Below are 24,999 nucleotides of genomic sequence, written 5' to 3' on the forward strand. Positions count from 1 at the left end.
TGATTCCTTACAAGGTCGAGGACTTAATTTTTCGGCGCAAGGCGCGCCATGCAATAACCAACCAGGCACCTGCGGCGATGGCGGCAAAGCCAAACCATTGCAACGCATACCCGTGATTCTTATCGGAATCCAACGAGGGCTCTGGCCACTCCTGGACGAGTTGTGTGCCGGCGGCTATATCAGCCTGGGCATTCGGGCTATCAGCGGCTTGAGCCAGCACCGCCGGCAATAGCGTCAGGCCGCTCGCTTTGCCATAGGCCGTCAAGTCCAGGTTTTGCAACTGGGGTACGGGTCTTGCCGGATCAGGCAACTTGCCCGGCAGCTGCGTTTCATCATTATCCGACCAGGACCACAGTTCGAAAAGCCGGGGCACGCGTTCAAGCAGTTCGCCATGTACCGTTTGTTCGCCGGCAGGGGCAGGAATGCGTGCCATGGTTTCACCGGGCCGCATCGGCCTTGGCAACCAGCCGCGCAATACCAGCACCGCGGTGTTGGCAGCAGCGTCGATGATCAACGGCGTGGCAACCCAAAACCCTGGGCGCCCCTGGAAATTACGGTTTTCCAGGAGTACAGTCAGTTGATGCTGCCAGACGCCATGCGCTGTGGCCGCCCGCCACGGCAGCAGGTCTTGCGCGGGGGTGGCGGGGCTAAGCATAAGGGCTGTGCTGTCACGACCGGCTTGTATCGAGGCCTTGATTGCGATGCGTTGAGCAGCGCGGTCTAATTGCCAATTTCCCAGCGACGTAAACCCAACTGCCATGATGCCGAGTAAAATCAGTGCGGCAGCAGTGCGATAAGTTGTGTGAGAACGTGCCATGTCTGCAATAATTCCAGTTTCGCCGGAGGCCAAAATGCGTTTCGTAGTAATCCTAGCGTTCCTGGGTATAGTAGGAAGTTTAGCCTCAGCGCTCTTTTACCTGATGCGCGACAAAGGCGGGACCAACCGTACGGTTAACGCGCTGACAGTGCGCATCGGGCTGTCGATAGTGTTGTTTCTGTTTGTGCTGTTCGCCCACTATATGGGCTGGATACAAAGCACTGGTATCGCTGCGCATTAAGCTGATTCCATCCCAACGTTACCACACCGTTATCCAGAAAAAAGGCCGGCAAGGCCAGCCTTTTTTCGGTATCGTCCTACGGCTTAGAACCAGTATACGAACAGGTACAGGCCTAGCCAGACGACGTCTACAAAGTGCCAGTACCAGGCAGCGCCTTCAAAGCCAAAATGATTCGTGGCGGTGAAGTGCCCTCGGATCAGACGGAACAGAATAACGGTCAGGAAGGTTGCGCCCAGAATCACGTGAAAGCCGTGGAAGCCGGTAAGCATGTAGAACAGTGAACCATAAGCGCCCGAATCGAAACGCAGGTTCAGGTCATTATAAGCATGGTGATATTCGTATGCCTGACAGGCCACGAAGGTAAAGCCCAGAATAACCGTCAGGGCCAGCCAGAAAATGGCTTTGCCGCGATGGCTGGCGCGCATGGCGTGGTGGGCAATAGTCAGGGTCAGGCCGGATGTCAACAGCAAGGCAGTGTTGATGGTGGGCAGCCAGAACGGGCCAACGGTCTTGAATTCAGGAACGACGCCTGCTGGTCCCAAGTTAGGCCAGGTGCCCGAGAAATTAGGCCACAGCATGTTTTGGTGGTCCAGGTTGCTAAGCCACGGTGTCGTGACTTCGCGGGTGTACCACAGCGCCCCGAAGAACGCGGCAAAGAACATGACTTCCGAGAAAATGAACCACGCCATGCTCCAACGGTAGGAGTGGTCTACGCGTTCGTTGTTCATGCCGCTTTCTGATTCGCGGATAGCGTCGCCGAACCAGCCATACAGTACGACGAAAAGGCTAAGAATACCGACAATGAACAGCCAGAAACCCACTTCGTAGCTGTTGATCCACAGGGACGCGCCCAGCAGCGTCAGCAGCAGGGAAAAGCTTGCCCGAACCGGGTGGACTGAATCGGCAGGCACGTAGTAATACGGTGCCTCGTTGCCCTGAGCCAAGTGACCTGCACTCATGGTGTTCTCCTGATGCGAATTATTAGATAAAAAATATTAGGCTAGGTAGGAAATAAGCCCACGGGCAGCCAAGACCAGCACAACGACGAAACCAATAGCAGCCAGCACGCCGGCCAGTATCAAATGCACGGGGTTGAGCTTGGAAATGTCTTCGCTATAACCCTTGCCCTTGCGCACGCCGAAAAAACCCCAGGCCACCGCTTTAAGCGTTTGGAAGAAGTTGAGTTTTCGACGAGAGAGTTCTTGGATGTCTTTTGTCATGTTGGCTTAGCCGCCTCCTAGAGACCCGCCGCGCCAGAAGGCCCATGCCATGACCGCAATGATAATGATTACCAGGGCGATGGCGGTGTGGCGGTTCTTCCGGCGTTGTTCGGGTGTCATGATGGTGCCTTACTTGACAATAGGTGGGACAACAAAGGTATGGAATGGTGCGGGCGAAGGTACTGTCCACTCCAGTCCTGTAGCGCCTTCCCACGGTTTGGCGGGGGCGGGTTCGCCCTTCCCGGCATAGGACCTGAGGATGACATACAGGAATATCAGTTGCGACAGACCGAACCAGAAGGCGCCGATGGTGGCGATTTCGTTAAAGTCGGTGAACTGGGCTGCGTAGTCGGCATAGCGACGCGGCATACCAGCCAAGCCCAGGAAGTGCATTGGGAAGAACGTGACGTTGAACGAGATCATGCTGGACCAGAAGTGCAGTTTGCCCAGTTTTTCGTTGTACATGCGGCCAGTCCATTTTGGCATCCAGTAGTACGCGCCTGCGAACATGCCGAACAACGAACCGGCCACCATCACATAGTGGAAGTGGGCGATAACGTAATAGGTGTCGTGCACTGCGATATCGATAGGCGCCACGGCCAGGATCAGGCCGGTAAAGCCGCCGATCGTGAACACGAAGATAAACCCGATCGCGAACAGCATGGGCGTTTCGAAGGTCATGGAACCGCGCCACATGGTGGCAACCCAGTTGAACACCTTGACGCCGGTAGGAATCGAAATCAGCATGGTGGCGTACATGAAGTACAACTGACCCGTAACCGGCATGCCAGTGGCAAACATGTGGTGAGCCCACACCAGGAACGACAGAATGGCGATGGCGGCAGTTGCATACACCATTGAGGCGTAACCGAACAGCTGCTTGCGAGCAAAAGCGGGTACGACGGCCGACACGATACCAAATGCCGGCAGAATCATGATGTAGACCTCGGGGTGGCCGAAGAACCAGAACACGTGCTGATACAGGACGGGGTCGCCGCCTGCGGCTGCATTAAAGAAGCTTGTGCCAAAGTGACGGTCGGTCAGCAGCATGGTTACGGCGGCAGCCAGCACAGGCATTACAGCGATGAGCAGGTAGGCCGTAATTAGCCAGGTCCAGCAGAACAGAGGCATCTTCATCAAGGTCATGCCCGGTGCACGCATGTTGAGCACGGTCACGATGATGTTGATGGCACCCATAATGGACGATGCGCCCAGAATGTGCACTGCGAAAATGGTGAAGTCCATGCCTGGGCCCATTTGCAGCGACAAAGGCGCGTACATGGTCCAGCCGGCAGCGTTGGCGCCGCCCGGCACAAAGAACGAACTCGTCATCAGGATGGCGCCGATCGGCAGCAGCCAGAAACTGAAGTTGTTCATGCGGGCAAAGGCCATGTCGGATGCGCCGATTTGCAGCGGGATCATCCAGTTGGCGAAACCCACGAATGCCGGCATGATGGCGCCGAAAATCATGATCAGGCCATGCATGGTGGTGAACTGGTTGAACAATTCAGGCTGGAAAAACTGCAAGCCGGGCGAGAACAGTTCGGTGCGCACCAACAATGCCAGCACGCCGCCTTCAAGCAGCATGATGAACGAAAAGAGCAGGTACATGGTACCGATATCTTTATGGTTGGTTGCAAACAACCAGCGCCGCCAGCCGTGCGGCTTGTGGTCGTGGTCGTCGTGCCCGTGACTGGCTGGGACGTGATCGGCAGTAACACTGCTCATGGTGGACTCCTTCCTACTCAACCGGGCGCTGGCAGCCAACAGCCCGGTAAAAAAACATTCGAATGTGTTTTGAACGTGCCGGTGACTTAGCGCAAGGCCTTGACGTCGGCAGGTTGAACGACTGGATCCTTGCCCTTGCCCGCATTGCCCCAGGCATTGCGAGTGTAGGTAATAGCCGCAGCAATTTCAACATCGTTCAATTGGTCGCGGAAGGCCGCCATGGCAGTGCCAGGATGACCGTTGAGCACAGTGAGGATTTGGTCTTTCATTGGGCCAAGAACGAATTTTTCGTTACCATCCAGGGCCGGGAAGGTACCAGGAAGGCCTTTTCCGTTAGCCTGGTGGCAGGCGACACAGTTAGCAGTGTAAACCTGTTGGCCGCGGGCAACGAGTTCGTCCTTCGTCCAGGTTTTGTTTGGATCGTCGGCAGCCGAAGCCAGTGCTTTTTTCTGGTCCGCAGCCCACTTGTCGTAGTCAGCTTGTGAAACTACCTCGACCACGATAGGCATGAACGCGTGGTCTTTCCCACAGAGTTCAGCGCATTGGCCGCGGTATGTACCGATTTTTTCAGCACGGAACCACGTGTCGCGCAGGAAGCCCGGCATCGCATCTTGTTTGACGCCGAACTCCGGGATCATCCATGAGTGGATGACGTCGTTGGCAGTCAGGACGATACGAACCTTTTTGTCGACGGGCACAACCAGGGGATTGTCGACTTCCATCAGGTAAAGGTTGCCTTTGGGCGCTTTGCCTTCAATCTGGTCGCGGGGCGTGGCCAGGTTCGACAGGAATTTGACGCCTTGGGCTGGGCCGTCGATGTATTCATAGCCCCATTTCCATTGGTATCCGGTTACCTTGACGGTAAGGTCGGAACTGCTGGTATCTTTCATGGCGACGACGGTGCGCGTCGCCGGCAAGGCCATGGCGATGACGATGATGAACGGGATGACCGTCCAGGCAACCTCGATACCCACGTGTTCGTGGAACTTGGCGGGCACGGCGCCGCGCGATTTCCGGTGCATGATGATGGAGTAGAACATCACCCCAAACACCCCTACGAAAATCACGGCACAGATAATCAGCAGCATCCAGTGGATCCACACGATATCGTGTGCGATCTGTGTCACCCCCTCGTGGAGGTTGAGCTGATTGACCCTTGGGCCTCCTGGCATGTCCTCGACTTGTGCACCGGCAACGCCTGCCATTAGCAATGCGCCAGTGCCAAGTAACCCTCTCAACTTCTTCATGCTGACCTCGAAATACGGATATGTTCTACCCAATTGTTGACTTTGATCAAACAAGCTGACCGCCATAACATCGAACGAACACATAATTATTGAATGGCAGGCTTAAAATAATAAACGCTGGGGTAATGCCTGCTCGAATCACCTATAGACCGCAGAATTATAGCGAACATGCGCTTGCAGTGCGCTGGTTCGGCGTGATTCATGTGCGGGCGTCGGGCGGAAATCATGCGCGACAGCCTACGCTTCCACTACAATTATTGCATGAAAGATTCCCCCGCCCGAACGATAGCGCCGCTCATAAACTCGCGTTATCAACAACTTGCACGTCGAATTCAACAGCTGCCGCCGAATGGTTCGCGCCCTTTAACAGTGGCCGGCAGGGTGGCGGGCTGGATTACCGCCAAAGCCACCAGTCACCTTGAAGGGGTGCCGGGGATACATGTGGAAGACGAGGCGGTGCACATTACCGCTTCCCCCCGGCACCGCATGTCGCTTAATACCGTATTGGCCCAATTGGCAGTGGCTTTGAAAGACACCGGCTGCCTGCGTGGTTGGCGCGACGAATTGCTGGATGTCATAGGCGAAGGCCGGCGTCTGGCCGTTATCGAGCGGGCAGCGGTGCGTCCACTGGGGTTGCTGACCAAGGCGGTGCATTTGAATGCATGGTCGCCCGACGGCAAGCTTTGGATCGCGCGCAGGGCGCTTAGCAAATCAACCGATCCTGGCATGTGGGATACGCTGGTCGGCGGCTTGGCCGGGGCCGGGGAAAGCATGGATGTGTCTTTGTTGCGGGAAAGCAACGAGGAGGCTGGGCTTACCCCCGCCGACATCGAAGCCAGGTCGCCTTTGCGCATTATTTTGCGCATGCACCGCCGTCTGCCGGAAGGGTATCAGGTTGAAGACGTTCTGGTCAGCGATTGCGTATTGGCCGAATCGGTAGCGCCCAGGAATCTTGATGGCGAAGTCAGCGACATCCAGTTGGTCGCTCTGGACGAGCTATGGTCCATGGTCGAAGCGGGCGAATTCACGCGTGAAGCTGAACTGGTGATTCTTGAGGGCTTGCAAAAACGCCTATTAGACGGCAGCGCCGCTTCAGTTTAAGCTAACGCAACTCGGCCTGGTGTACTGTCCGTGCATCTGTCCGGCCCCCCATACGATTGTGCTCAAGGAGCCGCCATGGTTACTCAAAATGACAATCCTTTCGTCTTGCCCGGCTTTGGTCAAAGCGGCGACATGGCCCAGAACCCGCTTGTGGCCAGTATGGAAATGATGCGTCAAGCCTGGGAAGGGCTAGCCGGTTCGGGCGGCTTGAACCAAGCCGCCATGGCAACCCCGATGTCAGTCGAAGAGCTCGAGCGCCGTATCGGCGACTTGCGGGCTGTGGAAAACTGGCTGCGCATGAACCTGTCCATGCTTTCGAGCACGATACAAGGGCTTGAAGTGCAGCGTTCTACCATTGCAACGCTTAAATCCTTTATGGCATCTGCCTCTGCCGAGCAACCGGCCACGGCCGGCGCCCAGGATATTGCTGCCAACGCCGCGACAGCGGCACAAGGCTGGTGGGATATGGTGCAAAAGCAGTTCGATAGCTTGGCGGAGGCCACTGCGGCCTCGTTGAAGGGTGCAGAAGCTGCTGCAAGTCAACAGGCATCGGCCGATTCCACCATGGGCGCCAGGCCCGCAGCAACGGCGCGCAAGGCTGCCACCAAGTCTGCCGCGCCAGCCAAACCGGCAGCCAAAAAAACTGCGCCGCGCAAGCGTGCCGCCCCTGCGCGAAACAAGACCTAACCGCCATTCATTTACTTAGGACTTAAATTTTTACATGCTGAACATAGTTATTCTGGCCGCAGGATTGGGCAAACGTATGCAGTCCGATTTACCTAAAGTCTTGCATCCGCTGGCAGGCAAGCCCATGCTGGCGCACGTGCTTGATAATGCCCGCAAGCTGAACCCTGACCGTATCGTAGTGGTGGTTGGCCATGGCGCCGATCGCGTTAAGGCCGCGTTTGCGAATCAGCCTGATCTGCAGTTCGCATTGCAGGTGCCCCAACATGGCACCGGTCATGCAGTACAGCAGGCGGCGGCGTTATTGCTTGAAGGCGACACTCAGCAAGACGCAACCTTGGTCTTATATGGTGATGTGCCGTTGGTGCAGGCTGAAACCCTGCAGCGCCTGCTTGATGCACGAAACCAGGGCATGGCGGTGTTGACTGAAACGCTGCCCGACCCGACAGGCTACGGCCGCATCGTGCGTAATGACAAGGGCGAAGTGGTTCGTATTGTCGAGCACAAAGACGCCTCGACGGCCGAACATGGCATTAACGAGGTGAACACCGGTATTTTGGTTGCGCCTACGGGCAAACTCAAAGACTGGCTCTCGCGTATCAATAACGATAACGCTCAGGGTGAGTACTACCTTACTGATACCGTTGGCTTGTCTGTGCAAGACGGCTTGCCGGTGCATGCAGCGCAGCCGTCGGCTTCCTGGGAAACGCTGGGCGTCAATAGCCGGGTCCAGCAGGCGCAGCTGGAGCGTAACTGGCAAGGCGAGCAGGCGCGGCGCCTGCTTGAGCAAGGTGTGACACTGGTCGATCCCGCGCGTTTCGATTTGCGCGGTTCGCTGGTTTGCGGGCGCGACGTCTTCATCGACGTGGGCTGCGTCTTCGAGGGGCGGGTCGAACTGGCCGATGGTGTGCGCATCGGACCGCATTGCGTGGTTAAAGATGCCGTGATCGGTGCGGGCACGCAGGTTGATGCGTTCAGCCATATCCAGGAAGCGACGATTGCTGACGACGCGCGCATCGGGCCGTATGCACGGCTTCGGCCAGGTGCCGATATCGGCTCTCAAGCCCACGTGGGCAATTTTGTCGAAATCAAGAAAAGCACCTTGGGTCAGGGGTCAAAGGCCAACCACTTGGCTTATATCGGCGATACGCAGGTGGGTGCGCGCGTCAACATCGGCGCTGGAACCATTACTTGCAACTACGATGGCGTGAACAAGCACCAGACCATTATCGAGGACGATGCCTTCATCGGTTCCGATACGCAATTGGTGGCGCCAGTCAAAGTGGGGCGCGGGGCGACGCTGGGCGCGGGCACTACCTTGACCAAAGACGCGCCTGCGGGCCAGTTGACCATTTCCCGCTCACAGCAAAAGACAATTGAAGGTTGGGTACGTCCAGTCAAAAAATCTTAACCGTGGCAGAAAATCGCGCATCTAAAGCCACCCCGCCTGGCGGTTTCCCGGACGGCCTGGAAACGCCTCGGCGTCACTGGGCTGCGCTGGCGTTGGTGCTAGCCATCACTATTACGGTGCTGGACGCCAGCATGGCTAACGTGGCGTTGCCTGCCATTGCCACGCAATTAAGCATTGATCCCGCGGCCGTAGTGTGGGTGGTCATTGCCTACAACCTGACGGTAGTGGTGTCGTTGCTGCCTTTATCGGCTGCGGCTGAACGCATAGGCTTCAGTCGTATGTTCACGATAGGCCTGACGCTGTTCATGGTGGCTTCGCTGGCATCGGCGATGTCGAATTCGGTGATGACGCTGACGCTTTCCCGTATGGCGCAAGGCTTGGGATCATCGATGTTGATGTGCTTGTTTGGTGGGCTGGTGCGCAATACTTACCCCTTGAATAAACTGGGCATGGGCATAAGTGTGAATGCCATGATGGTGGGGTTGATGGCTGTGTTGGGCCCCACGATAGGCGCCTTCATCCTGGAGTTGGCTTCATGGCAGTGGATATTCCTGGTGAATATTCCGATTTGCCTGGGCACCTATTTTTGTATTCGCTTCTTGCCCGATGTACCTCGTTATCGTGGCCGCTTCGACTGGATAGCTTGTCTATTAAGCGTGCCGGTATTCGGGTTATCGATAATTGGCCTGGATGCAATCGTCAAAGATCCGACGCGTGCGGCATTGTGCCTGATGCTGGCCGTTCTGGCCGGGTGGGTGCTGGTGCGCCGTTCGCGCGGCCAAGTGGCGCCTATCGTGCCCATCGATTTGCTGCGCATTACGCCTATTGCCTTTGCCGTAGGGGCGTCGGCATTTTCTTTTGCCGCGCAGATGGCGGCATTTGTAGCGTTACCGTTTTACTTCAAGCAAGTATTGCATTTTTCATACGCTGATGTGGGTATCTTGCTGGGCGCCTGGTCGATCGGCGTAGCGGTTATGGCACCTGTCGCCGGGTATTTGTCTGATCGGTTTTCGATTGCGTTGCTATGCGGCCTTGGGGCCGGTTGCATTGCGCTGGGCTTGTTCTGGGTGATCATGTTGCCTGGTGATACGATCTTTGTGTGGCTGATTGCGGGGATGCTGTTGGGCGGAGTGGGTTTTGGCTTCTTCCAAACGCCCAACAACAAGGCGCTGCTTGCTGGGGCGCCCCGGCATCGCAGCGGTGCGGCGGGCGGTATGCAAGCAACGACTCGCGTTTTCGGGCAAAGCTTTGGCACGGCGCTGGTAGCCGTCGCGTTCAATATCAGCGCGGCAAATGGCGCCGTATTTGGCGTATGGGCAGCCATTGTGTGTGCGCTGGTAGCAGTAACGATAAACGTCGTGCGCTATTTGAATCCGGCCGTTGATCTGGAGCTTTAACGACATCATGCATATTTTGCAGTTGAATTTCGAACGCGGCTGGCGCGGCGGCGAAAGGCAAACCTTGCTGAGCATGCGGCAGTTTCGCGATGCCGGTCATCAAGTGTCTTTACTGGCTCGCCGGGGCAGCGAACTGGCGCGTAGCGCGAGCGCCGAAGGCTTTTTGGTGCATGAGCACGCAAGTGTGGTGTCGCTGTGCGGCTTTTTGCTGCGCCGGGGCCGCAGCTTCGATATCTTGCATGCGCAAACCGCGAACATGATGACCTGGCTGGCGTTGCTTAAGCCTGTATTGGGCCACCGTGTGGTGTTCACGCGGCGTACCGCGTTTGCGGTCACTCGTCGGGAACGGCGAACTGCCTGGAAGTGGAGCAAGGCCGATGTTCTGGTGGCTATTAGCCAGGCAGCGGCAGCAGAGCCGCGCCGCCTGGGATTGGATGTCAGCGTGATTCCCAGCGCTATCGAGGCCAAGACTTTAGATCAGGACCATATTGACACCTTCGCCAGGCAATTCAATTTGTCAGGCCAGCGGGTTTTGGCTACCGCCGCAGCGCTTACTTCCGAAAAAGATCCATGCACCTTGATCCGGGCGGTGCATGGGCTGCTGCAGTTGCGCAGTGATTTTGTGTTCTTGCACTTAGGAGCGGGTGGCGATGCCGAGCCCCAGGCGCGTGAACTGGTGCGTGAACTCGGCCTGGAACAACACTATTTATTTACCGGGTTTCAGGCCAACATAGAAGACTTGTACCGCTTGATGGACGTGTTTGTTTTAAGCTCGCGCCAAGAAGGCTTGGGCACCAGTGTGTTGGACGCCTTTTTATATTCGGTGCCGGTGGTGTCGACCAACGCTGGCGGCCTGCGGGAGAGCCTGGCAGATGGCCGCGGGATTTTGTGCGAGGTGGGTGATCACCAGGCGCTTGCCGCAGGCATGGACAAGGCATTGAGCGATCGCGGCTTGCGTGCCGGCATGGTTGAACGGGCCCGCGCCTATGTATTGGGTGAACATGATGCCGGCGTCATGGCTGGCCGGTATTTGCACGAGTATGAGCGGCTGGTTACGGCTGGCGCCGGCCGAGACTAGCGTTCGCGGTGCCGGGAAGCGCGATGCGCGTTTCAAATTTACTGCGGTGTATGGAAAAAAATGTGCGTACGTTGCGCACATTGGCCTGCGAGGTGAAGACCTTATGAGCCATGGCATGGTAGGCGGGCATGTCGGGAACTTGGGCTACGACGATAAAGTCGGGGCCCGGCGAGACGCGATAGCATTGCAGGATGGCAGCTTCCTGCACGACACTTGCTTCGAAGGCATCCAGCGATTCGGCGGTTTGCACATCTAGTGTGATCTCGATGATCGCCGTAAGGCCAATGCCTACTTTTTCCGGATTCAGAATAGCGACTTGCTTTTCAATAACGCCTTCATCGACCAGTCGCCGCACCCGGCGTAAACATGTGGGAGCTGAAGCGTGGACCCGGCTGGCCAAGTCTTGATTGGTCAGCGAACTATCGCCCTGGATTTGCTCGAGTATGCGCAAGTCCAGATCATCCAGTGCGATTGGTGTTTTTGTCTTGTTCATTTATTTTGATATTTATTGTAATTTGTAATTAAATTGCATAATTCAATGGAACAGAAATAAAATATCATATTCTCTTCAAATAAGAAATCTAATTTCTTGGTTTGTTGCGCACAATAGCCTATCTTTTACATCGGTTGGAGTTTACTTATGTGTGGCATTGTTGGCGCTGTAGCGCAACGCGACATCACCCCTATTCTTCTTGAAGGGCTTAAGCGTCTTGAATACCGCGGGTATGATTCCTGCGGCGTAGCCGTGCATGCCAATGGTGAACTACGCCGTGCCCGCAGCACCGAGCGGGTCGCCGAGCTAGAGGCACAAGTTGAAAAAGACAGTATTTCCGGTTTCACCGGTATTGCTCACACACGCTGGGCTACTCACGGCGCACCTGCGACCCATAACGCCCATCCCCATTTTTCCGGCCAAAGCAAAGGCTCTGTCCGCATCGCCTTGGTACACAACGGCATCATCGAAAACCACGACGAACTGCGTGCCGAACTACAAGCAGTCGGCTACGTATTCGAAAGCCAGACCGACACGGAAGTGGTCGCGCATCTGGTTGATCATTTGTATGCGGGCGATTTGTTCGACGCGGTTCAGCAAGCCACGCGTCGCCTGGCAGGCGCCTACGCCATTGCCGTATTCTGCCGCGACGAACCGCACCGCGTGATTGGCGCGCGTCAGGGCTCGCCACTGGTCATAGGCCGTGGCGTCAATGAAAATTTCCTGGCTTCCGATGCGCTGGCGCTGGCCGGCACGACCGACCAGATCATTTATCTTGAAGATGGCGATGTGGTTGACCTGCAATTGGCACGCGTATGGATCGTCGATGCTGATGGCCGTGCCGTAGACCGCGAGGTTCACACCGTGCACGTGCATACCGGCGCGGCGGAACTGGGGCCCTACCGTCATTACATGCAGAAAGAAATCTTCGAACAACCGCGCGCGGTTGGCGACACCCTGCAAGATATCGAAAGCATTACCCCGGAACTGTTCGGCGACGAGGCCTATAAAGTATTCAACGACATCGACAACGTCTTGATCTTGGCTTGCGGCACCAGTTATTACGCCGGCCTGACCGCGCGCTATTGGATCGAGTCCATCGCCAAGATACCCGTCAATGTGGAAATCGCCAGCGAATATCGCTATCGCGACAGCGTGCCCAACCCGCGCAGCCTGGTCGTGACGATTTCGCAGTCTGGCGAAACTGCCGATACCTTGGCCGCCCTCAAGCATGCGCGTGGTTTGGGCATGGAGCACACACTGACCATTTGCAACGTATCCACCAGCGCCATGGTGCGCGAATGCAAACTGGCTTACATCACCCGCGCCGGCGTTGAAATTGGCGTGGCCTCGACCAAGGCCTTTACCACTCAGCTGACTGCCTTGTTCTTATTGACTCTGGCCCTGGCCCAGACCAAGAAGCAACTTAGCGAAGAGAAAGAAGCCGAGTTCCTGAAAGCCTTGCGCCACCTGCCGGTTGCCATCGGCGCCGTACTGGCTCTGGAACCGCAGATCATGGCATGGGCAGACCGCTTCGCCAGCAAGGAACATGCATTGTTCCTGGGCCGCGGCTTGCACTACCCTATCGCACTGGAAGGCGCATTGAAGCTGAAGGAAATCAGCTACATCCACGCTGAAGCCTACCCGGCTGGTGAGTTGAAGCATGGGCCACTGGCCTTGGTCACCGAGGCCATGCCTGTAGTCACTATTGCTCCCCGTGACGAGCTATTGGAAAAGCTGAAGTCCAATATGCAAGAAGTCCACGCGCGTGGAGGGGAGCTGTATGTGTTTGCTGATGCCGATACGAAAATCGGCAGCAGCGATGGCATACATGTGATTCGGATGCCAGAGCATTATGGGAAGCTGTCGCCGATTCTGCATACGATACCGCTGCAATTGCTGGCGTATCACACGGCGTGCGCGAGGGGTACGGATGTGGATAAGCCGCGGAATTTGGCTAAGAGCGTGACGGTGGAATAAGGGTGTAGGCTGTTACATTGCGTGTTTCAAGGGAATAAAGTCTGTCCCTCTTTAATTTCTCTCTTTGTCGGTTGTTTTTTCGCCTAACTCGCTGGCAAGTTAGCTGATTGTCTTGATGTTGAGGGTGTTTGGTTAAATAGCCAAACACCCAGCGCTCGAGCTGGACAATCCATCAAGCGGAATTGAATTTGGGCGCCTTGACCCGCTGAAGGTGGCTAATTCCTGGACCTGTCCTGGTGTTGGACTGCATGCATGAATGACAGAACTTTAAGAGGATGATTGGCGCTGACACGGCTGGACAGTATTCGAGCATGTATGCGTTAAGCACAATACGAAGATGTGCATTCCAAAAACATACGTTGCTGACGCAGGCTGAGCCTGGCCTCTGCTTAATGTCCCGCCAGATGCGCAAGCACGTTAGCGAGCACTCGTGCTCCAGACGTCAGGTCTTCGGGCCGACTGAACTCTGCCTCATTGTGCGTCACACCTCCAATGCTGGGTATAAAAAGCATTCCGGTTGGACAAACGCGATGCATCAGGCCAGCATCGTGCCCTGCTGCTGAAAGTATTGGGCGCTGTGGCAGGTTCAGTTGGAGCGCTGCTGCGGCAATGATCTTCTGCATTGGCTCCGAAAACTCAATGGGCGCCGAAGTGTAGAGCCGTTCGATATGCACCGAGCAAGGCGCAGCCAAGTCCTGACAAAGTATAGAAACCTGGTTGCTTAATTGTTCCAGTTTTTCTGCATTTGGATGGCGCAGGTCGATGCTGAAGACCACCTCATTGGGAACGACTGATGGCGCATTCGGAGCAACGCTAAAGCGGCCCACCGTAAATCGTGTGATGTCCTGTTCATCAAAAAACGTGCGTGACAAGCTTTGCACCATCGCAGTAGCGGCCAAAAGAGCGTCTTTACGCTCGCGATGCGGTGCGGTGCCTGCATGGGCGGCATCCCCTATGACGGTTACCCGGTAGGTATGTTTTCCCTGGATACCCGTAACCACACCAATGGACAAACCTTCCCGCTCCAGAATAGGTCCTTGCTCGATATGTGCTTCCACATAACAATGCGCTGGACTGCTCAAGGACCGCTTTGGTATGTGTGCAAGCAGTGGCTCAATCTGCTGCAGCGCCTCTTGCACGCTCACGCCTGCAGTGTCACGCAACGCAAGTGCTTCCGTTAGGCTTCGAGCGCCTGCGTGTACCCCAGAACCCATCAGGCTCGGTGCGAACCGGGAGCCCTCCTCGTTGACCCAAGCTACGACCTCTATAGCACGCTTGGGTTTGAAGCCGGCATCTTGCAATGCCTGCACAGCCTCCAAGCTGGCCATCACTCCGTAAATTCCGTCGTAACGTCCGCCAGTTGGCTGGGTGTCCATGTGCGAACCTGTCATTACCGGCGACAGGGATGGGTCTGCGCCTTCCAGTCGAAGAAACAGATTGCCAATGGGATCACGCGACACCATCATACCCAACGCAGTGCTCCAGCGCGTCAATAATATCTGAGCCTGAGCATCTTCCGCTGAGAGGGCTTGACGATTGACGCCCCCCTGAGCTGTCGCGCCCAAGCATGCCATCTCGGTAATCCGATCGTTGAGGCGTTGATGAGATACATGGTCCGAGACCGATGTGGAAACAGTATTGATCATAGTAAAAGTCGACTCAAAAGTAGGTTACGGCCGGACCCGAATTGACTCAGGCAAGCGGGTCCATCGATAGTCTCCCGGATCTACGGCTTTCGGGCCCGGGCACTTGGCAATGAGAATGTCCGTTTCGATATTTCCCACCAATGAACTGAAATCGGCGCGGAAATGATTGGCGCTCTTAATGACTATGATTTTCATCGTTTCCGGAACGAGTCCCATCATGCTGATTTGAACGCGGTCAAGTAGTTGCATTTTTCCGCTAGCAACAATGACATAAACGCCGTCAATTTCCAGGCATGCACATTGTCCTAATTTTGTGACTAACCCCGTCATCATGGGACCCTTCAACTCCACGACACCATCGCTGAGTGATAGGACGGTATAAGCACCTTTGACCGGGGGTTCGCTTAGCTCACCGGTAAAGGTTTCAACTGCCGTGCCAACCTCCGCATGAATCACGGCGCCGACACCGGCCGCTGCAGCCTGTTCGGCGGTCTTAGCATCAAAGATCAGGCCAACGACTACCTGTCGAGGAAAACGACGGCCGGCGTTGTTGCGTAATAACGCATGCAGCATGCCAGATGTATTTCCATCCGCGCCACCGCTCGGATTATCTTGTGTGTCCGCAATGATGATCGGCTTTTCCGAGTTCTCTGCAAGCGTCATCGCACGTGTCACTGAATCGTCTGGCAGATACACTGACTTCAATCGCCACTGGTCTGGTGCTGACACCGCTTCGTACAACACATCCAATGTTTCGGTAGCCCGCTCGCCATATGTCCACACCATGGGAGCGCATTCAGGAAAATCGGCTGCTGGAAAGCCCATGCAAAAGCTCGACAGGGTGTCATTTTGAGCATCGAGTTTACGCAGCAGCTCGTAATGCTCCCGTGCGGGAGAGAGCCATGTGCTTTGCGAGTTCGTTGGGATAAGAAACGGCAACCGGCGATAAGCCAATCTTTCTCGTACACCAGCTTTAACACGTCGTTCAAGCAATTTGGCCGCAAGTATTCCCGTATCAGCCATGTCGACGTGCGGATAAGTCCGAAATCCTACCAGTGCGTCGGCCTGTGTGAGCATCTGGAACGTCACATTCGCATGTAGATCCAGGCTGGTCACGATAGGAATGTCGTAACCCAACACACGCCGCAGACGCATCAGAATCTCGCCCTCAGTGTCGTCCACGTGCTCGGCCACCCCAGCACCGTGGAAGTCGATATACATCGCATCGAAGCTATTCTCACGAGCCGCGTCGATTAATGCTGCACTGATGCATTCGAATGCTTCTTCGGTCACATACGAGGATGGTGTTGCACCACACCAACTGGCGGGTACCAAATCCCATCCGAGTTGCCTGCCTTGCTCGATGAATCCACCGGCAGGAAGGTTGACGCCTACCATGCTATCGATCATGTGCTGGCCTTCGATAAAGGCGGGAAAGCTGTCACCTCGGTTGAAGGCCGACCAGTCGGCCTTGCTGGCGGCGAAAGTATTTGTTTCGTGTTGATAGCCGGCGATCAGGACGCGCATGGATTTCCTTCTAAGATAGGAATGGATGATAGGATTGGATTCGTTACTGCAATGCTGCTTGGTGCCGCGGCAAACAGTTTTCGGGTGTAGTCATGCGAAGGATCTGAGTACAGCGCGGCAGTAGGCCCCTCTTCCATTATTTTTCCTTGGTGCATCACGACAACACGATCACACAACTGAGCGGCGACGCGAAGGTCATGCGTGATGAAGAGCATTCCTAGTCCAAACTCAGACTGAATTTCTCGCAAGAGCACCATAATCTGAGCTTGCACGCTGACATCAAGCGCGCTTACTGCTTCGTCAGCAACCAGCACCCTAGGCCTGCAAGCCAACGCACGTGCAATTGCGATTCGCTGCCGTTGCCCTCCCGAGAATTGGTTGGGGTAGCGGTCAAGCGCTTCCACAGGCAACTTGACCCGTTGGATGAGTTCGCGGGCAAGCTTCTCTGCATCGGCACGATTGACACCAAAATTCAATGCCCCTTCAATAACCGATTCACCTATCTTTTGGCGAGGATTTAATGACCTATTCGGATCTTGAAAAATGATTTGCACGCGATCGCGTACACCTCGAAGTTGCCGTTGGCTGAGCGATGAGACTTCGACACTGCTGTCATCGCCAGACCAATGAATTTCTCCGGCTGTTGGATCGATCAGACGCACTAGGCACCGAGCAAAAGTGGATTTTCCAGAGCCTGACTCACCAACGATACCGACAGTTTCCCCGCGCCGCACCGATACGGTTGCTTGAGTAAGCGCCGCAACTTGGCGTCGTCCTGCAACCCAGCCGCGACTCTCATAAGACTTGCTTACCTGCACGCCGTGGAGTAGGGGGAGGCCTTCAGACTGTGGCCTCGGAGGTGGTGGCGTCATGGAAGGCACAGCGGCAAGAAGCATCTTGGTGTATGGCGCACTTGGCCGTTGCAAGACTTGGTCCTTCGGTCCGTATTCGACAGCAGTACCTTGATGCATGACCAAAACGTAATCTGCGATCTCTGCCACGACGCCCATGTCGTGAGTGATGAAGAGAATGGCAACGCCGTGTTCTCGCTTGAGCTCGCCAATCAGTTCGAGGATTTCTTTCTGTGTGGTGACATCCAGGGCGGTGGTGGGTTCATCGCATATCAGTAACTCAGGGCGCAGGATCATCGCCATGGCGATGACAATCCGCTGACGCTGGCCTCCCGAGAGCTGATGAGGATAGCTCTGCAAGATTCTTTCAGGATCCGGCAGACGTACACGCGCTATGATTTGCAAAATACTTTCGCGTCGTTGGTTTTTGCTCCATGCCGTATGCTTGCGCAACAATTCGTCTAATTGAGCACCGCAGGTCATGACCGGATTGAGTGCAGTCATTGGCTCTTGAAACACCATGCTCATGACACGTCCTTGCAGTGCACGCAAGCGGCCTTTGCTTGCCGTGAGCAAGGGCTCCCCTCGTAACTCGATCGTGCCCATCGATACTTGAAGCTCTTTGGGTAGCAGTCCCATAACGGCGGTCGCGGTGACGGACTTACCTGAGCCCGATTCTCCAACAACACACAAGGTTTGGCCCTTCTGAATACTCAAGCTTAGATTATTGATCGCTAGGGGCCTGTCGCTGCCCGATGGCAATGAGACGGTCAAGTCTTCTATTAGCAACGTCGGCGGGGTCACAGAATGGCTCATCCAGTTCTCTTTGCAAATTTCGGGTCGAGCGCGTCACGCATGCCGTCTCCCAATAGATTGATGGCCAAGATCGTCGGCACAAGAAATAGTGCAGGAAACATTACGTTGCCAGGGTATTGCGAAAACTGGACGCGGCCCTCTGCCATTATGTTTCCCCAGGTGGGTATGTCTGTGGGTAGACCCAGGCCGAGAAAACTGAGTGCTGCCTCGGTGAGTACTGCCGAGGCGGCGATAAATGTACCCTGCACAATCAGTGGTGCGATGGCGTTGGGCAAAATATGTTTACGAAGGATTTTTGAGGTCGGCGTAGCGAGCGCTATCGCCGCCTCGACGAATGGTTCCTCCCTAAGCGTCAAAACCATCGATCGGACCAATCGGACAACTCTTGGGATTTCGGGAACTGCCACCGCGATGACAACTGTCCAGAGGTCGGCGCCGAGAGCGGCCACCAGAGCAATAGCAAGCAAAATAGACGGAAATGCCATTAGTCCATCCATCGTACGCATGATGAGTGAATCGACCCTGCGAAAGAAGCCAGCCGCTACGCCCAAAAGCATGCCAACACTAACTGCAATGACAGCGACACAGATAGCTACCCATAGCGATATTCGGGTGCCATAGATCACACGGCTGTATATATCGCGACCGTAGGCATCGCTGCCCATCCATAACGTATGTGCGACGGATCCGCTGGGCAGCGTGAAAGTCACTTCTTCACCTGCAGGTCGGTTGATCAGGGCGTAGTCCAAAACTGCGGGATCCACGGTTCCCAAATAGGGTGCTGCGATCGCGATAATTGTCAGTAAGCCCAGAACGATCACACCGATACGAAAGGCAAGGTTGCGCCAAAGGCGATTGAGCGAAGACATTAGTAGCGAATCCTAGGATCGAAGAAAAAGTAGCTCAAATCAACCAAAAGATTGATGACGACATACAGCACTCCGAAAAAGAGAACAAGGCCCTGTATCACCGGAAAATCACGATTCAAAACGGAGTCGACAGTCAATGAGCCCAGGCCAGGAATTGCGAATACTGTTTCTGTCACGACGACCCCGCTGATCAGGGACGCGATGCCAATACCAATAATGGTGACGATCGGAACCGCAGCATTGGCGAGTGCATGGCGCACCAACACTCTGGTTTCGGTCAAGCCTTTTGCGCGGGCAGTGCGAACATAGTCTTCGGTCAAGGCCTCAGACACACTGGCCCTGGTTATCCTAGCAATTAATGCCATGTAAACGAGTCCTAAGGTTACCCAGGGCAGGACCAGGCGAGAGGCCCAGGGCCATAGATCGCTCCAGCCATTCAGGCGGTGATAGCCCTGAATCGGGAACATCGGAAGCTGTACGGCGAGAAGATAAATAAGGATGTAGCCCACTACAAACACTGGAATTGCAAAGCCGGCCACAGAAAAACAGGTCAATCCACGGTCCAGCCACCCGCCCATGCGCCAGGCGGCAATTGTGCCAAGCGGTAAAGCAACGATCAGCGCCAGAACCACGGTCCCCAACGCCAAGCTGAGCGTGGGAGCCATCCGCTGCATGATCAATTCGATCACCGGCTTGTTCTGGAAGTATGAGTAGCCAAGATCACCGCGCGCAACATTGCCGAGCCAGATAGCAAATTGTCCGATCATTGACCGGTCAAGGCCGAGCGATCTGCGAATTTGCTCTAAGTCCTTGGCCGTTGCGTTGTCGCCGGCAATGATCGCGGCAGGGTCGCCAGGACTGAGTTGCAAGATCACGAAAACCACAATGGCGACAATCAGCAATACGGGAATCGTTGAAATGAGCCGTGCCAGAAGAAACTTCAACATGTAGGATAATCTCGCTGGATAGAGGCAGGAACCGCGAGTGGCGCATCGTTGGTTGATGCGCCACTCGCGGATAGGGATAGCGCTATTTTTTGCGAATATTCCAGTAAATTTGTGCGCCGGCTGGGAGGATTCCGGATATATCCTCTCGTACAGCGGCAGGATTAATGAACTGTCCCAGTGGTATATAGCTGACGGTATCTATGGCGCGTATCTGTATGCGCTGTGCGATCTTCTGGCGTTGCTCCAAGGTGGATGCTTCAACGAACTCGGCTTTCAAACGCTCCAGTTCCGGATCATCCTGCCAACCGAACCATCCGTTTTGCCCAGACGCATTCAAGGCGGGACGAGCCAATGGATTGGGGTCGCTGTCACCCGCAGTCTCGAAGATGCTCCATCCACCTTGCGTAGGGGCATCCTTTTTGGCGCGTCGAGTTACCACTGTGGCCCAATCAGATTGCTGTATGTCGACTTTGAACCCTGCGGCTTCCAATTGCTGTTTTGTTACTAAAGGCAGCTTTGCAACCATCGCTAAATCCGTAGGGCGCAATAGCACGACGGGTTGATTCTTATAACCCGCTTCGGCCAAAAGTTCTTTGGCTCGTTTAGGGTCCGGCTTGCCAGTGTAGTACGACGTATCGTCGCTGCTATATGGTGTTCCGCAAGGAAACAAACTCTTGCAGAACTTAAACAGATCGGGGTCACCGACTTGAGTCAGCAGGTGTTCTCGTTGACCCAGGGCGACCATGGCGGCCTGGCGAATTTTTAAATTGTCGAACGGTGGATGCAGGTGATTCAAGCGAGCATAGAACTGGCGGCCATCGGGCATCGTGTTGACGAGTTTGATGGCAGCTGCCTTACGGAGGGCTGGATATTGCTCGAACGTGGGTTGTTCAATGATGTCGACTTCGCCCGCCGTTAGCGCATTAAGCTGCGTTTGCGGATCGCGGAGAATGACCCACTCGACGCGATCGATATAGACATTTTTGCCGCCGGCGGTGCCGCTAGGAGTCTCATTGCGAGGGCGATATTTCAGGTTTTTTTCATAGACCACTCGTTCTCCCGAGCGGTATTCTTCAGCCACAAAGCGATAAGGCCCTGAACCAATGACTTCTTTAATTTGCTCGTTAGGCGACGTAGCGGCAATGCGCGAAGGCATGATGAACGGCACGAGGTTAGTGGGCTTACCCAATGCATCGAGCATGATGCCAAACGGTTTGTTTAGGTTCAAAACAAACGTAAGGGCATTAGGCGTCTCATAAGACGCTACGCTATCGGCCAACAGGCGGCCGATTGTATCGCGCGCAGCCCATCTCTTTAGAGACGCTACAACGTCTGCACTGGTCACCGGGGCGCCATCGTGGAATTCCAAGCCTTGCTGTAGCGTGAACGTCCACTGCTTATGGTCTGGAGACTCTGCCCAGGTTTCAACCATCTGCGGCTTGATGTCTCCGTTCGCATCCGTACCGAACAATGTGTCGTAAACCATGAAGCCATGGTTGCGTGTCACGAACGCGGTTGTCCATACAGGATCGAGAACCGTGAGGTTAGCTTGAGGTACCACTCGTAGTATGGATTTTTCCTGTGCCATCACAGTGTCAGGAGCGATGCTTAGCACCCCCAGCGTCAATAACAGTGGTGCAAAACGCTTCAAACATCCTTTCATCAAAATTCTCCGGAAACAGACTGGCGAAGGGGGCGGTGAATTGAACTAGTGCAGAAGTGAAAAAACTGGGTGAAAATGCTCGCTATTAGTGTTTTACCAAGGCTTGTATTAACACAACATCAATTTTTACGACAATTGAACTAGTACGAAATGATTAAAGCACACAGGAATACTAATTTAATATCCACGATAACCCTAGATTTGCAGTACAGAGTCGATTTTCCATACGACTTGATGCAGGCAGGAGCGCACTACGCCGGACATCTCCGGCGTAGTAGGGGCAATTGAAAAGGAGTTGTGAACTAGCGGGAGGGAGCGCGCAGCGCTGCAAAGAGCGCCTGCAAATCAAGGGCTTGCGGCAATGATCGGACAGCGGAGCGTAGGATATCTCCACGCCCATTGAAGCCGCACTGCTCAAGTAAACTAATCGCTTTTTGCTCCGTCTCACGGACTAGGCGGTCAGGTTGGCCGATATAAGCATCTGCCTGCGGGTCGCCGGAGGGACACGTGCTATGAAAGAGATGTGTCTCCCCAGATACCATCTCTACCACCATCTCGACGTTGTAGACGTCAGGATAGCTTGCCGAGTACGTTGCACAAGGTGCAACGTCAATACGCTGACACAATGACACGATGTCTCTGCGTGTGATGGCGGTGTCCGTATAGTCATCCAGACCCACTGAGCCTTGTGCCAGTGCACAAGCCACGCCGTAGGGCACATTGAATTGGGCGTCGACGTTGTTGATGGGCGTCTTGTGATAACCCAATACGCCGGTCTCGTAAATTCGAATCTTGACTTGCCGTATATCGTGCGGTCGCAAATCCTGCTCGTAGGCCTCGATGGCAAGATCAATTGCGCCGTGCATAAATCGACAGCAAGGGTATGGCTTGATTGCGGTGTCTAATCCATGAAACTTGATGCCAAGCCCGCGAACCATTTCAGGTATGTTCACTTCCACACCATGTGAAAACGCACGAAAGAAACCGCCCGATCCTTCAAGAATAGTCGCCGGTCCGGTAAACCCGCCAGAGGCAAGACTTGCCGACAGGACACCCGACTGAGCAGCCCGCCCTGGATGCAATCGCTTTATCCAGGATCCATCCGCACGCCACTCCGTCAGGCCGCAGGCCTGCGTTCCCGCAATACCCAGCGTACGGGTAGTCGCTTCAGTCGACAAGTCCATACCGACCGAAGCTGCAGTGGCTGCACCGAACACCCCAAAGAGTGCCGTGGGGTGCAGTCCATGCTGAAAAGAGTCTCCACGAAATGCTAACCCCAGTCGGCACATGACTTCATAACCAGCTAGTACAGCGCAGAGGAACCGCCGGCCATCTGCATTAGCCTGCTCGCAAGCGGCAAGCGCCGCCGGCACAACGACAGCACCGGGATGCAAGACCGCTACCCGGTGATCATCATCTAATTCCAATGCATGTGAAAATGCACCGTTAAGCAAGGCGGCATCATGGAACGAGGCGACCTTACCCACACCTCCGACAGTGCCTTCTTGCGCAGAGCCGGAACGCACCAACGCGCGAAGCAAGACTGTGCTGGAATCGGCCACGGAGCCAGCCACCATGACGGCCAAACTATCCAGAACATACGGACGTATGGAGTGCAGGACCTCATCAGGTACATGTGCATACAGCGCACTGGCAAATTCTGCGAAGATCTGGGCTAACGGCTTGTCTTGTTTTGCACCAATAGGGGGGGGCATAAGTACCATTCCTTTATCAGTTATCAAGTGAGTCAGGCGGAAAAAAATCGATGTTCAGATCAATGTCGAGACGATGGATTGATGTTGCGCTTCAATTCCGGCAAGTATGGTGAGCGCTCGCTCGAGGTCGGCCAGATTCTGACAAGCGCCCAGGCTGATCCGATAGGATGCGCCTGGCACCGATGCATCGGCAGAAACCGCAAAATGTGCAGCGGGTGATACCTTCACTCCCAGGCGTAAAGCCTGCATTGCAATATTTTCTCCGACCGGACCGGCCGGAGCATCGACCCATGCGTGGTAACCTGGCGTTGCTGTCGGGCGTATCCCAGTGAGTATCCGACTTGCCCGCTCATAGCGGACGCGCGCTTCTGTACGATGCGCGCGCGCGAACTCATCGATTAAGCCGCTGGCCAGCATTTGTTCTGCCATATCGGCATAAAGCCGCGGCCCGATCCACTGCGTGCTGACGAGCGCTTCATGGAACGTGTCCAAGAGCGCAGGAGGAACTACCGCATAGCCTAAGCGGAATCCTGATGAGACACATTTTGAATAACCGGTAAGAAAGATAGAGCGTTCGGGCGCGAACGATGAAACTGACGGAATCTGCCCACCCATGAGGGGCATATTGATGCCATCTTCGATCAAATAGGCGTCATGTTCACGACACAGTCGGGCAATGGCTTCGCGCCGAGCCCGCGGTAGCGTAGCCGTTGTAGGGTTATGCAATGCCGACGTAATGACAACAACTTTGGCATTGCCTTGCTTAAGCCGCTCTTCCAAATCCTCGGGGACCATGCCAGACGCATCGCAACGCACACCTAGTAGTGTCACATTGCGATAACTCGCAATGCGCTTGATGCCGGTATAGGTCACGTCCTCGCAGATAGCCGACTCCCCAGGATTCAGCAGTGCATGGAAGGCCGCCATCAGGCCTTGGTGCACGCCTACCGTTAATAATGTGTGGGCTACTTGCGCCTGTGCGCCGAAGGTCGACATCCACGCCACAGCACGCTCGGCATGGGAGGAAGTTGGCACATAGGAACCGTAGCCAAACACAGACTGAGCGAGCAGCGCAGGGGATTGCGACTGAATAAGGGTTGCCAACTCTTTCCCGACAATATTGTCGGGAAGAATATTTAAAGACAGGTCCAGCGCTTCTGCATCCGCGGCCCTCTCGGACGAACCGCGTACAAATGTACCGCTGCCCACTTGGGCCACGATCAGTCCTTTACGGGCTGCGACGGCCATTGCCTTAGTTACTGTGGCAATCGTCACCCCAAAAAGCTGGCTGAGCTCGCGATTGGTAGGGAGCCGTTCATTGGGCTGAAGATCTCCAGACTCGATGGCTTGTTCGATAGACGACGCCAGAGCTAAATACTTAGGGGCGCTGCCCGAGGAGATCGTCGGCGTCCATTTGCCTTGTGTCATGTATGCCGCTCGTGATTGAGGTTGCGCCGTTGGAGCCTCGCCGGAAGGCATCCGCGTATAGCAGTACATTGTAACATAAGACTAGTATTGCTACTGTTCAAGCCTTAATTCCTGCCGCATTCTATTCGAGCAATGTGATT

At 55.2% G+C, this 24,999-nt stretch carries 21 protein-coding genes; 7 read left to right on the plus strand and 14 right to left on the minus strand.

Going from position 1 to position 24,999, the window contains the following annotated elements; translation table 11 throughout:
- Positions 1-7: 7 nt before the first annotated feature.
- The gene (locus ABWO67_RS01195; protein ID WP_353146457.1) at positions 8-817 is read right to left on the minus strand and encodes an SURF1 family protein; all 810 of its coding nucleotides are present in this window, start codon (positions 815-817) and stop codon (positions 8-10) included.
- A gap of 34 nt (positions 818-851) precedes the next feature.
- Between ABWO67_RS01195 and ABWO67_RS01200 the strand changes: the two genes are divergently transcribed.
- The gene (locus tag ABWO67_RS01200; protein WP_353146459.1) at positions 852-1,058 is read left to right on the plus strand and encodes a twin transmembrane helix small protein; all 207 of its coding nucleotides are present in this window, start codon (positions 852-854) and stop codon (positions 1,056-1,058) included.
- Positions 1,059-1,141: 83 nt separating this feature from the next.
- Here the strand turns inward: ABWO67_RS01200 and ABWO67_RS01205 are convergent, their stop codons facing one another.
- The 4 genes from ABWO67_RS01205 to coxB all read right to left on the minus strand — a co-directional run bounded on the left by ABWO67_RS01205 (position 1,142) and on the right by coxB (position 5,253).
- Positions 1,142-2,017, minus strand: coding sequence for a cytochrome c oxidase subunit 3 (locus ABWO67_RS01205; protein WP_353146461.1), 876 nt, complete (start codon positions 2,015-2,017; stop codon positions 1,142-1,144).
- A gap of 36 nt (positions 2,018-2,053) precedes the next feature.
- Positions 2,054-2,278, minus strand: a complete 225-nt coding sequence (locus ABWO67_RS01210) for a DUF2970 domain-containing protein (RefSeq protein WP_353146463.1) — start codon at positions 2,276-2,278, stop codon at positions 2,054-2,056.
- A 129-nt stretch (positions 2,279-2,407) separates the two neighbouring features.
- A complete protein-coding gene (gene ctaD, locus ABWO67_RS01215; RefSeq protein WP_353146465.1) occupies positions 2,408-4,006 on the minus strand; it encodes a cytochrome c oxidase subunit I in 1,599 nt (532 codons plus the stop codon).
- A gap of 86 nt (positions 4,007-4,092) precedes the next feature.
- A complete protein-coding gene (gene coxB, locus ABWO67_RS01220) occupies positions 4,093-5,253 on the minus strand; it encodes a cytochrome c oxidase subunit II (protein WP_353146467.1) in 1,161 nt (386 codons plus the stop codon).
- A 261-nt stretch (positions 5,254-5,514) separates the two neighbouring features.
- Between coxB and ABWO67_RS01225 the strand changes: the two genes are divergently transcribed.
- The 5 genes from ABWO67_RS01225 to ABWO67_RS01245 all read left to right on the plus strand — a co-directional run bounded on the left by ABWO67_RS01225 (position 5,515) and on the right by ABWO67_RS01245 (position 10,924).
- Positions 5,515-6,354, plus strand: a complete 840-nt coding sequence (locus ABWO67_RS01225) for an NUDIX hydrolase (protein ID WP_353146539.1) — start codon at positions 5,515-5,517, stop codon at positions 6,352-6,354.
- Between the two features lie 75 nt (positions 6,355-6,429).
- Positions 6,430-7,041, plus strand: coding sequence for a PhaM family polyhydroxyalkanoate granule multifunctional regulatory protein (locus ABWO67_RS01230; RefSeq protein WP_353146469.1), 612 nt, complete (start codon positions 6,430-6,432; stop codon positions 7,039-7,041).
- A gap of 34 nt (positions 7,042-7,075) precedes the next feature.
- Positions 7,076-8,449, plus strand: coding sequence for a bifunctional UDP-N-acetylglucosamine diphosphorylase/glucosamine-1-phosphate N-acetyltransferase GlmU (gene glmU / locus ABWO67_RS01235; protein ID WP_353146471.1), 1,374 nt, complete (start codon positions 7,076-7,078; stop codon positions 8,447-8,449).
- A 2-nt stretch (positions 8,450-8,451) separates the two neighbouring features.
- Positions 8,452-9,846 carry an MFS transporter gene (locus ABWO67_RS01240; protein WP_353146473.1) on the plus strand — a complete coding sequence of 465 codons (1,395 nt, stop codon included), beginning with the start codon at positions 8,452-8,454 and terminating at the stop codon, positions 9,844-9,846.
- 7 nt (positions 9,847-9,853) lie between these two features.
- The gene (locus ABWO67_RS01245) at positions 9,854-10,924 is read left to right on the plus strand and encodes a glycosyltransferase family 4 protein (RefSeq protein WP_353146475.1); all 1,071 of its coding nucleotides are present in this window, start codon (positions 9,854-9,856) and stop codon (positions 10,922-10,924) included.
- Here the strand turns inward: ABWO67_RS01245 and ABWO67_RS01250 are convergent.
- A complete protein-coding gene (locus ABWO67_RS01250) occupies positions 10,899-11,417 on the minus strand; it encodes an Lrp/AsnC family transcriptional regulator (protein ID WP_353146477.1) in 519 nt (172 codons plus the stop codon). The two genes, ABWO67_RS01245 and ABWO67_RS01250, sit on opposite strands and share 26 nt — an antisense overlap.
- Before the next feature lie 147 nt (positions 11,418-11,564).
- On the opposite strand from ABWO67_RS01250, the gene glmS reads away from it, so the two are divergent.
- Positions 11,565-13,397 carry a glutamine--fructose-6-phosphate transaminase (isomerizing) gene (gene glmS / locus ABWO67_RS01255; RefSeq protein WP_353146479.1) on the plus strand — a complete coding sequence of 611 codons (1,833 nt, stop codon included), beginning with the start codon at positions 11,565-11,567 and terminating at the stop codon, positions 13,395-13,397.
- Positions 13,398-13,786: 389 nt separating this feature from the next.
- On the opposite strand, the gene ABWO67_RS01260 is transcribed toward glmS, so the two are convergent.
- The 8 genes from ABWO67_RS01260 to ABWO67_RS01295 all read right to left on the minus strand — a co-directional run bounded on the left by ABWO67_RS01260 (position 13,787) and on the right by ABWO67_RS01295 (position 24,859).
- The gene (locus tag ABWO67_RS01260; protein WP_353146481.1) at positions 13,787-15,043 is read right to left on the minus strand and encodes a M20 family metallo-hydrolase; all 1,257 of its coding nucleotides are present in this window, start codon (positions 15,041-15,043) and stop codon (positions 13,787-13,789) included.
- A gap of 24 nt (positions 15,044-15,067) precedes the next feature.
- Positions 15,068-16,570, minus strand: a complete 1,503-nt coding sequence (locus tag ABWO67_RS01265; RefSeq protein WP_353146483.1) for a M81 family metallopeptidase — start codon at positions 16,568-16,570, stop codon at positions 15,068-15,070.
- Positions 16,558-18,237, minus strand: a complete 1,680-nt coding sequence (locus tag ABWO67_RS01270; protein WP_353146485.1) for a dipeptide ABC transporter ATP-binding protein — start codon at positions 18,235-18,237, stop codon at positions 16,558-16,560. Before ABWO67_RS01270 ends, ABWO67_RS01265 begins: the two co-directional genes overlap by 13 nt.
- On the minus strand, positions 18,234-19,106 hold the full coding sequence (locus ABWO67_RS01275; RefSeq protein WP_353146487.1) for an ABC transporter permease: 873 nt from the start codon (positions 19,104-19,106) through the stop codon (positions 18,234-18,236). Before ABWO67_RS01275 ends, ABWO67_RS01270 begins: the two co-directional genes overlap by 4 nt.
- A complete protein-coding gene (locus ABWO67_RS01280) occupies positions 19,106-20,053 on the minus strand; it encodes an ABC transporter permease (RefSeq protein ID WP_353146489.1) in 948 nt (315 codons plus the stop codon). The genes ABWO67_RS01275 and ABWO67_RS01280 overlap by 1 nt, the downstream gene beginning before the upstream one ends.
- Before the next feature lie 82 nt (positions 20,054-20,135).
- Complete coding sequence (locus ABWO67_RS01285; RefSeq protein WP_353146491.1) at positions 20,136-21,716, minus strand: ABC transporter substrate-binding protein; 1,581 nt, start codon at positions 21,714-21,716, stop codon at positions 20,136-20,138.
- 302 nt (positions 21,717-22,018) lie between these two features.
- A complete protein-coding gene (locus tag ABWO67_RS01290; protein ID WP_353146493.1) occupies positions 22,019-23,431 on the minus strand; it encodes an MmgE/PrpD family protein in 1,413 nt (470 codons plus the stop codon).
- 54 nt (positions 23,432-23,485) lie between these two features.
- A complete protein-coding gene (locus tag ABWO67_RS01295; RefSeq protein WP_353146495.1) occupies positions 23,486-24,859 on the minus strand; it encodes an aminotransferase-like domain-containing protein in 1,374 nt (457 codons plus the stop codon).
- Positions 24,860-24,999: the final 140 nt, after the last annotated feature.

Source organism: Pollutimonas bauzanensis, assembly GCF_040393045.1.
In the GTDB taxonomy this organism is placed as follows: Bacteria; Pseudomonadota; Gammaproteobacteria; order Burkholderiales; family Burkholderiaceae_B; genus Pollutimonas; species Pollutimonas bauzanensis_A.

Bases quoted from the DNA above. Each gene is read 5' to 3' on its own strand.
- ABWO67_RS01195 (WP_353146457.1), bottom strand. From the start codon at position 817: ATGGCACGTTCTCACACAACTTATCGCACTGCTGCCGCACTGATTTTA.
- ABWO67_RS01200 (WP_353146459.1), top strand. From the start codon at position 852: ATGCGTTTCGTAGTAATCCTAGCGTTCCTGGGTATAGTAGGAAGTTTA.
- ABWO67_RS01205 (WP_353146461.1), bottom strand. From the start codon at position 2,017: ATGAGTGCAGGTCACTTGGCTCAGGGCAACGAGGCACCGTATTACTAC.
- ABWO67_RS01210 (WP_353146463.1), bottom strand. From the start codon at position 2,278: ATGACAAAAGACATCCAAGAACTCTCTCGTCGAAAACTCAACTTCTTC.
- ctaD (WP_353146465.1), bottom strand. From the start codon at position 4,006: ATGAGCAGTGTTACTGCCGATCACGTCCCAGCCAGTCACGGGCACGAC.
- coxB (WP_353146467.1), bottom strand. From the start codon at position 5,253: ATGAAGAAGTTGAGAGGGTTACTTGGCACTGGCGCATTGCTAATGGCA.
- ABWO67_RS01225 (WP_353146539.1), top strand. From the start codon at position 5,515: ATGAAAGATTCCCCCGCCCGAACGATAGCGCCGCTCATAAACTCGCGT.
- ABWO67_RS01230 (WP_353146469.1), top strand. From the start codon at position 6,430: ATGGTTACTCAAAATGACAATCCTTTCGTCTTGCCCGGCTTTGGTCAA.
- glmU (WP_353146471.1), top strand. From the start codon at position 7,076: ATGCTGAACATAGTTATTCTGGCCGCAGGATTGGGCAAACGTATGCAG.
- ABWO67_RS01245 (WP_353146475.1), top strand. From the start codon at position 9,854: ATGCATATTTTGCAGTTGAATTTCGAACGCGGCTGGCGCGGCGGCGAA.
- ABWO67_RS01250 (WP_353146477.1), bottom strand. From the start codon at position 11,417: ATGAACAAGACAAAAACACCAATCGCACTGGATGATCTGGACTTGCGC.
- glmS (WP_353146479.1), top strand. From the start codon at position 11,565: ATGTGTGGCATTGTTGGCGCTGTAGCGCAACGCGACATCACCCCTATT.
- ABWO67_RS01260 (WP_353146481.1), bottom strand. From the start codon at position 15,043: ATGATCAATACTGTTTCCACATCGGTCTCGGACCATGTATCTCATCAA.
- ABWO67_RS01265 (WP_353146483.1), bottom strand. From the start codon at position 16,570: ATGCGCGTCCTGATCGCCGGCTATCAACACGAAACAAATACTTTCGCC.
- ABWO67_RS01270 (WP_353146485.1), bottom strand. From the start codon at position 18,237: ATGAGCCATTCTGTGACCCCGCCGACGTTGCTAATAGAAGACTTGACC.
- ABWO67_RS01275 (WP_353146487.1), bottom strand. From the start codon at position 19,106: ATGTCTTCGCTCAATCGCCTTTGGCGCAACCTTGCCTTTCGTATCGGT.
- ABWO67_RS01280 (WP_353146489.1), bottom strand. From the start codon at position 20,053: ATGTTGAAGTTTCTTCTGGCACGGCTCATTTCAACGATTCCCGTATTG.
- ABWO67_RS01285 (WP_353146491.1), bottom strand. From the start codon at position 21,716: ATGAAAGGATGTTTGAAGCGTTTTGCACCACTGTTATTGACGCTGGGG.
- ABWO67_RS01290 (WP_353146493.1), bottom strand. From the start codon at position 23,431: ATGCCCCCCCCTATTGGTGCAAAACAAGACAAGCCGTTAGCCCAGATC.
- ABWO67_RS01295 (WP_353146495.1), bottom strand. From the start codon at position 24,859: ATGACACAAGGCAAATGGACGCCGACGATCTCCTCGGGCAGCGCCCCT.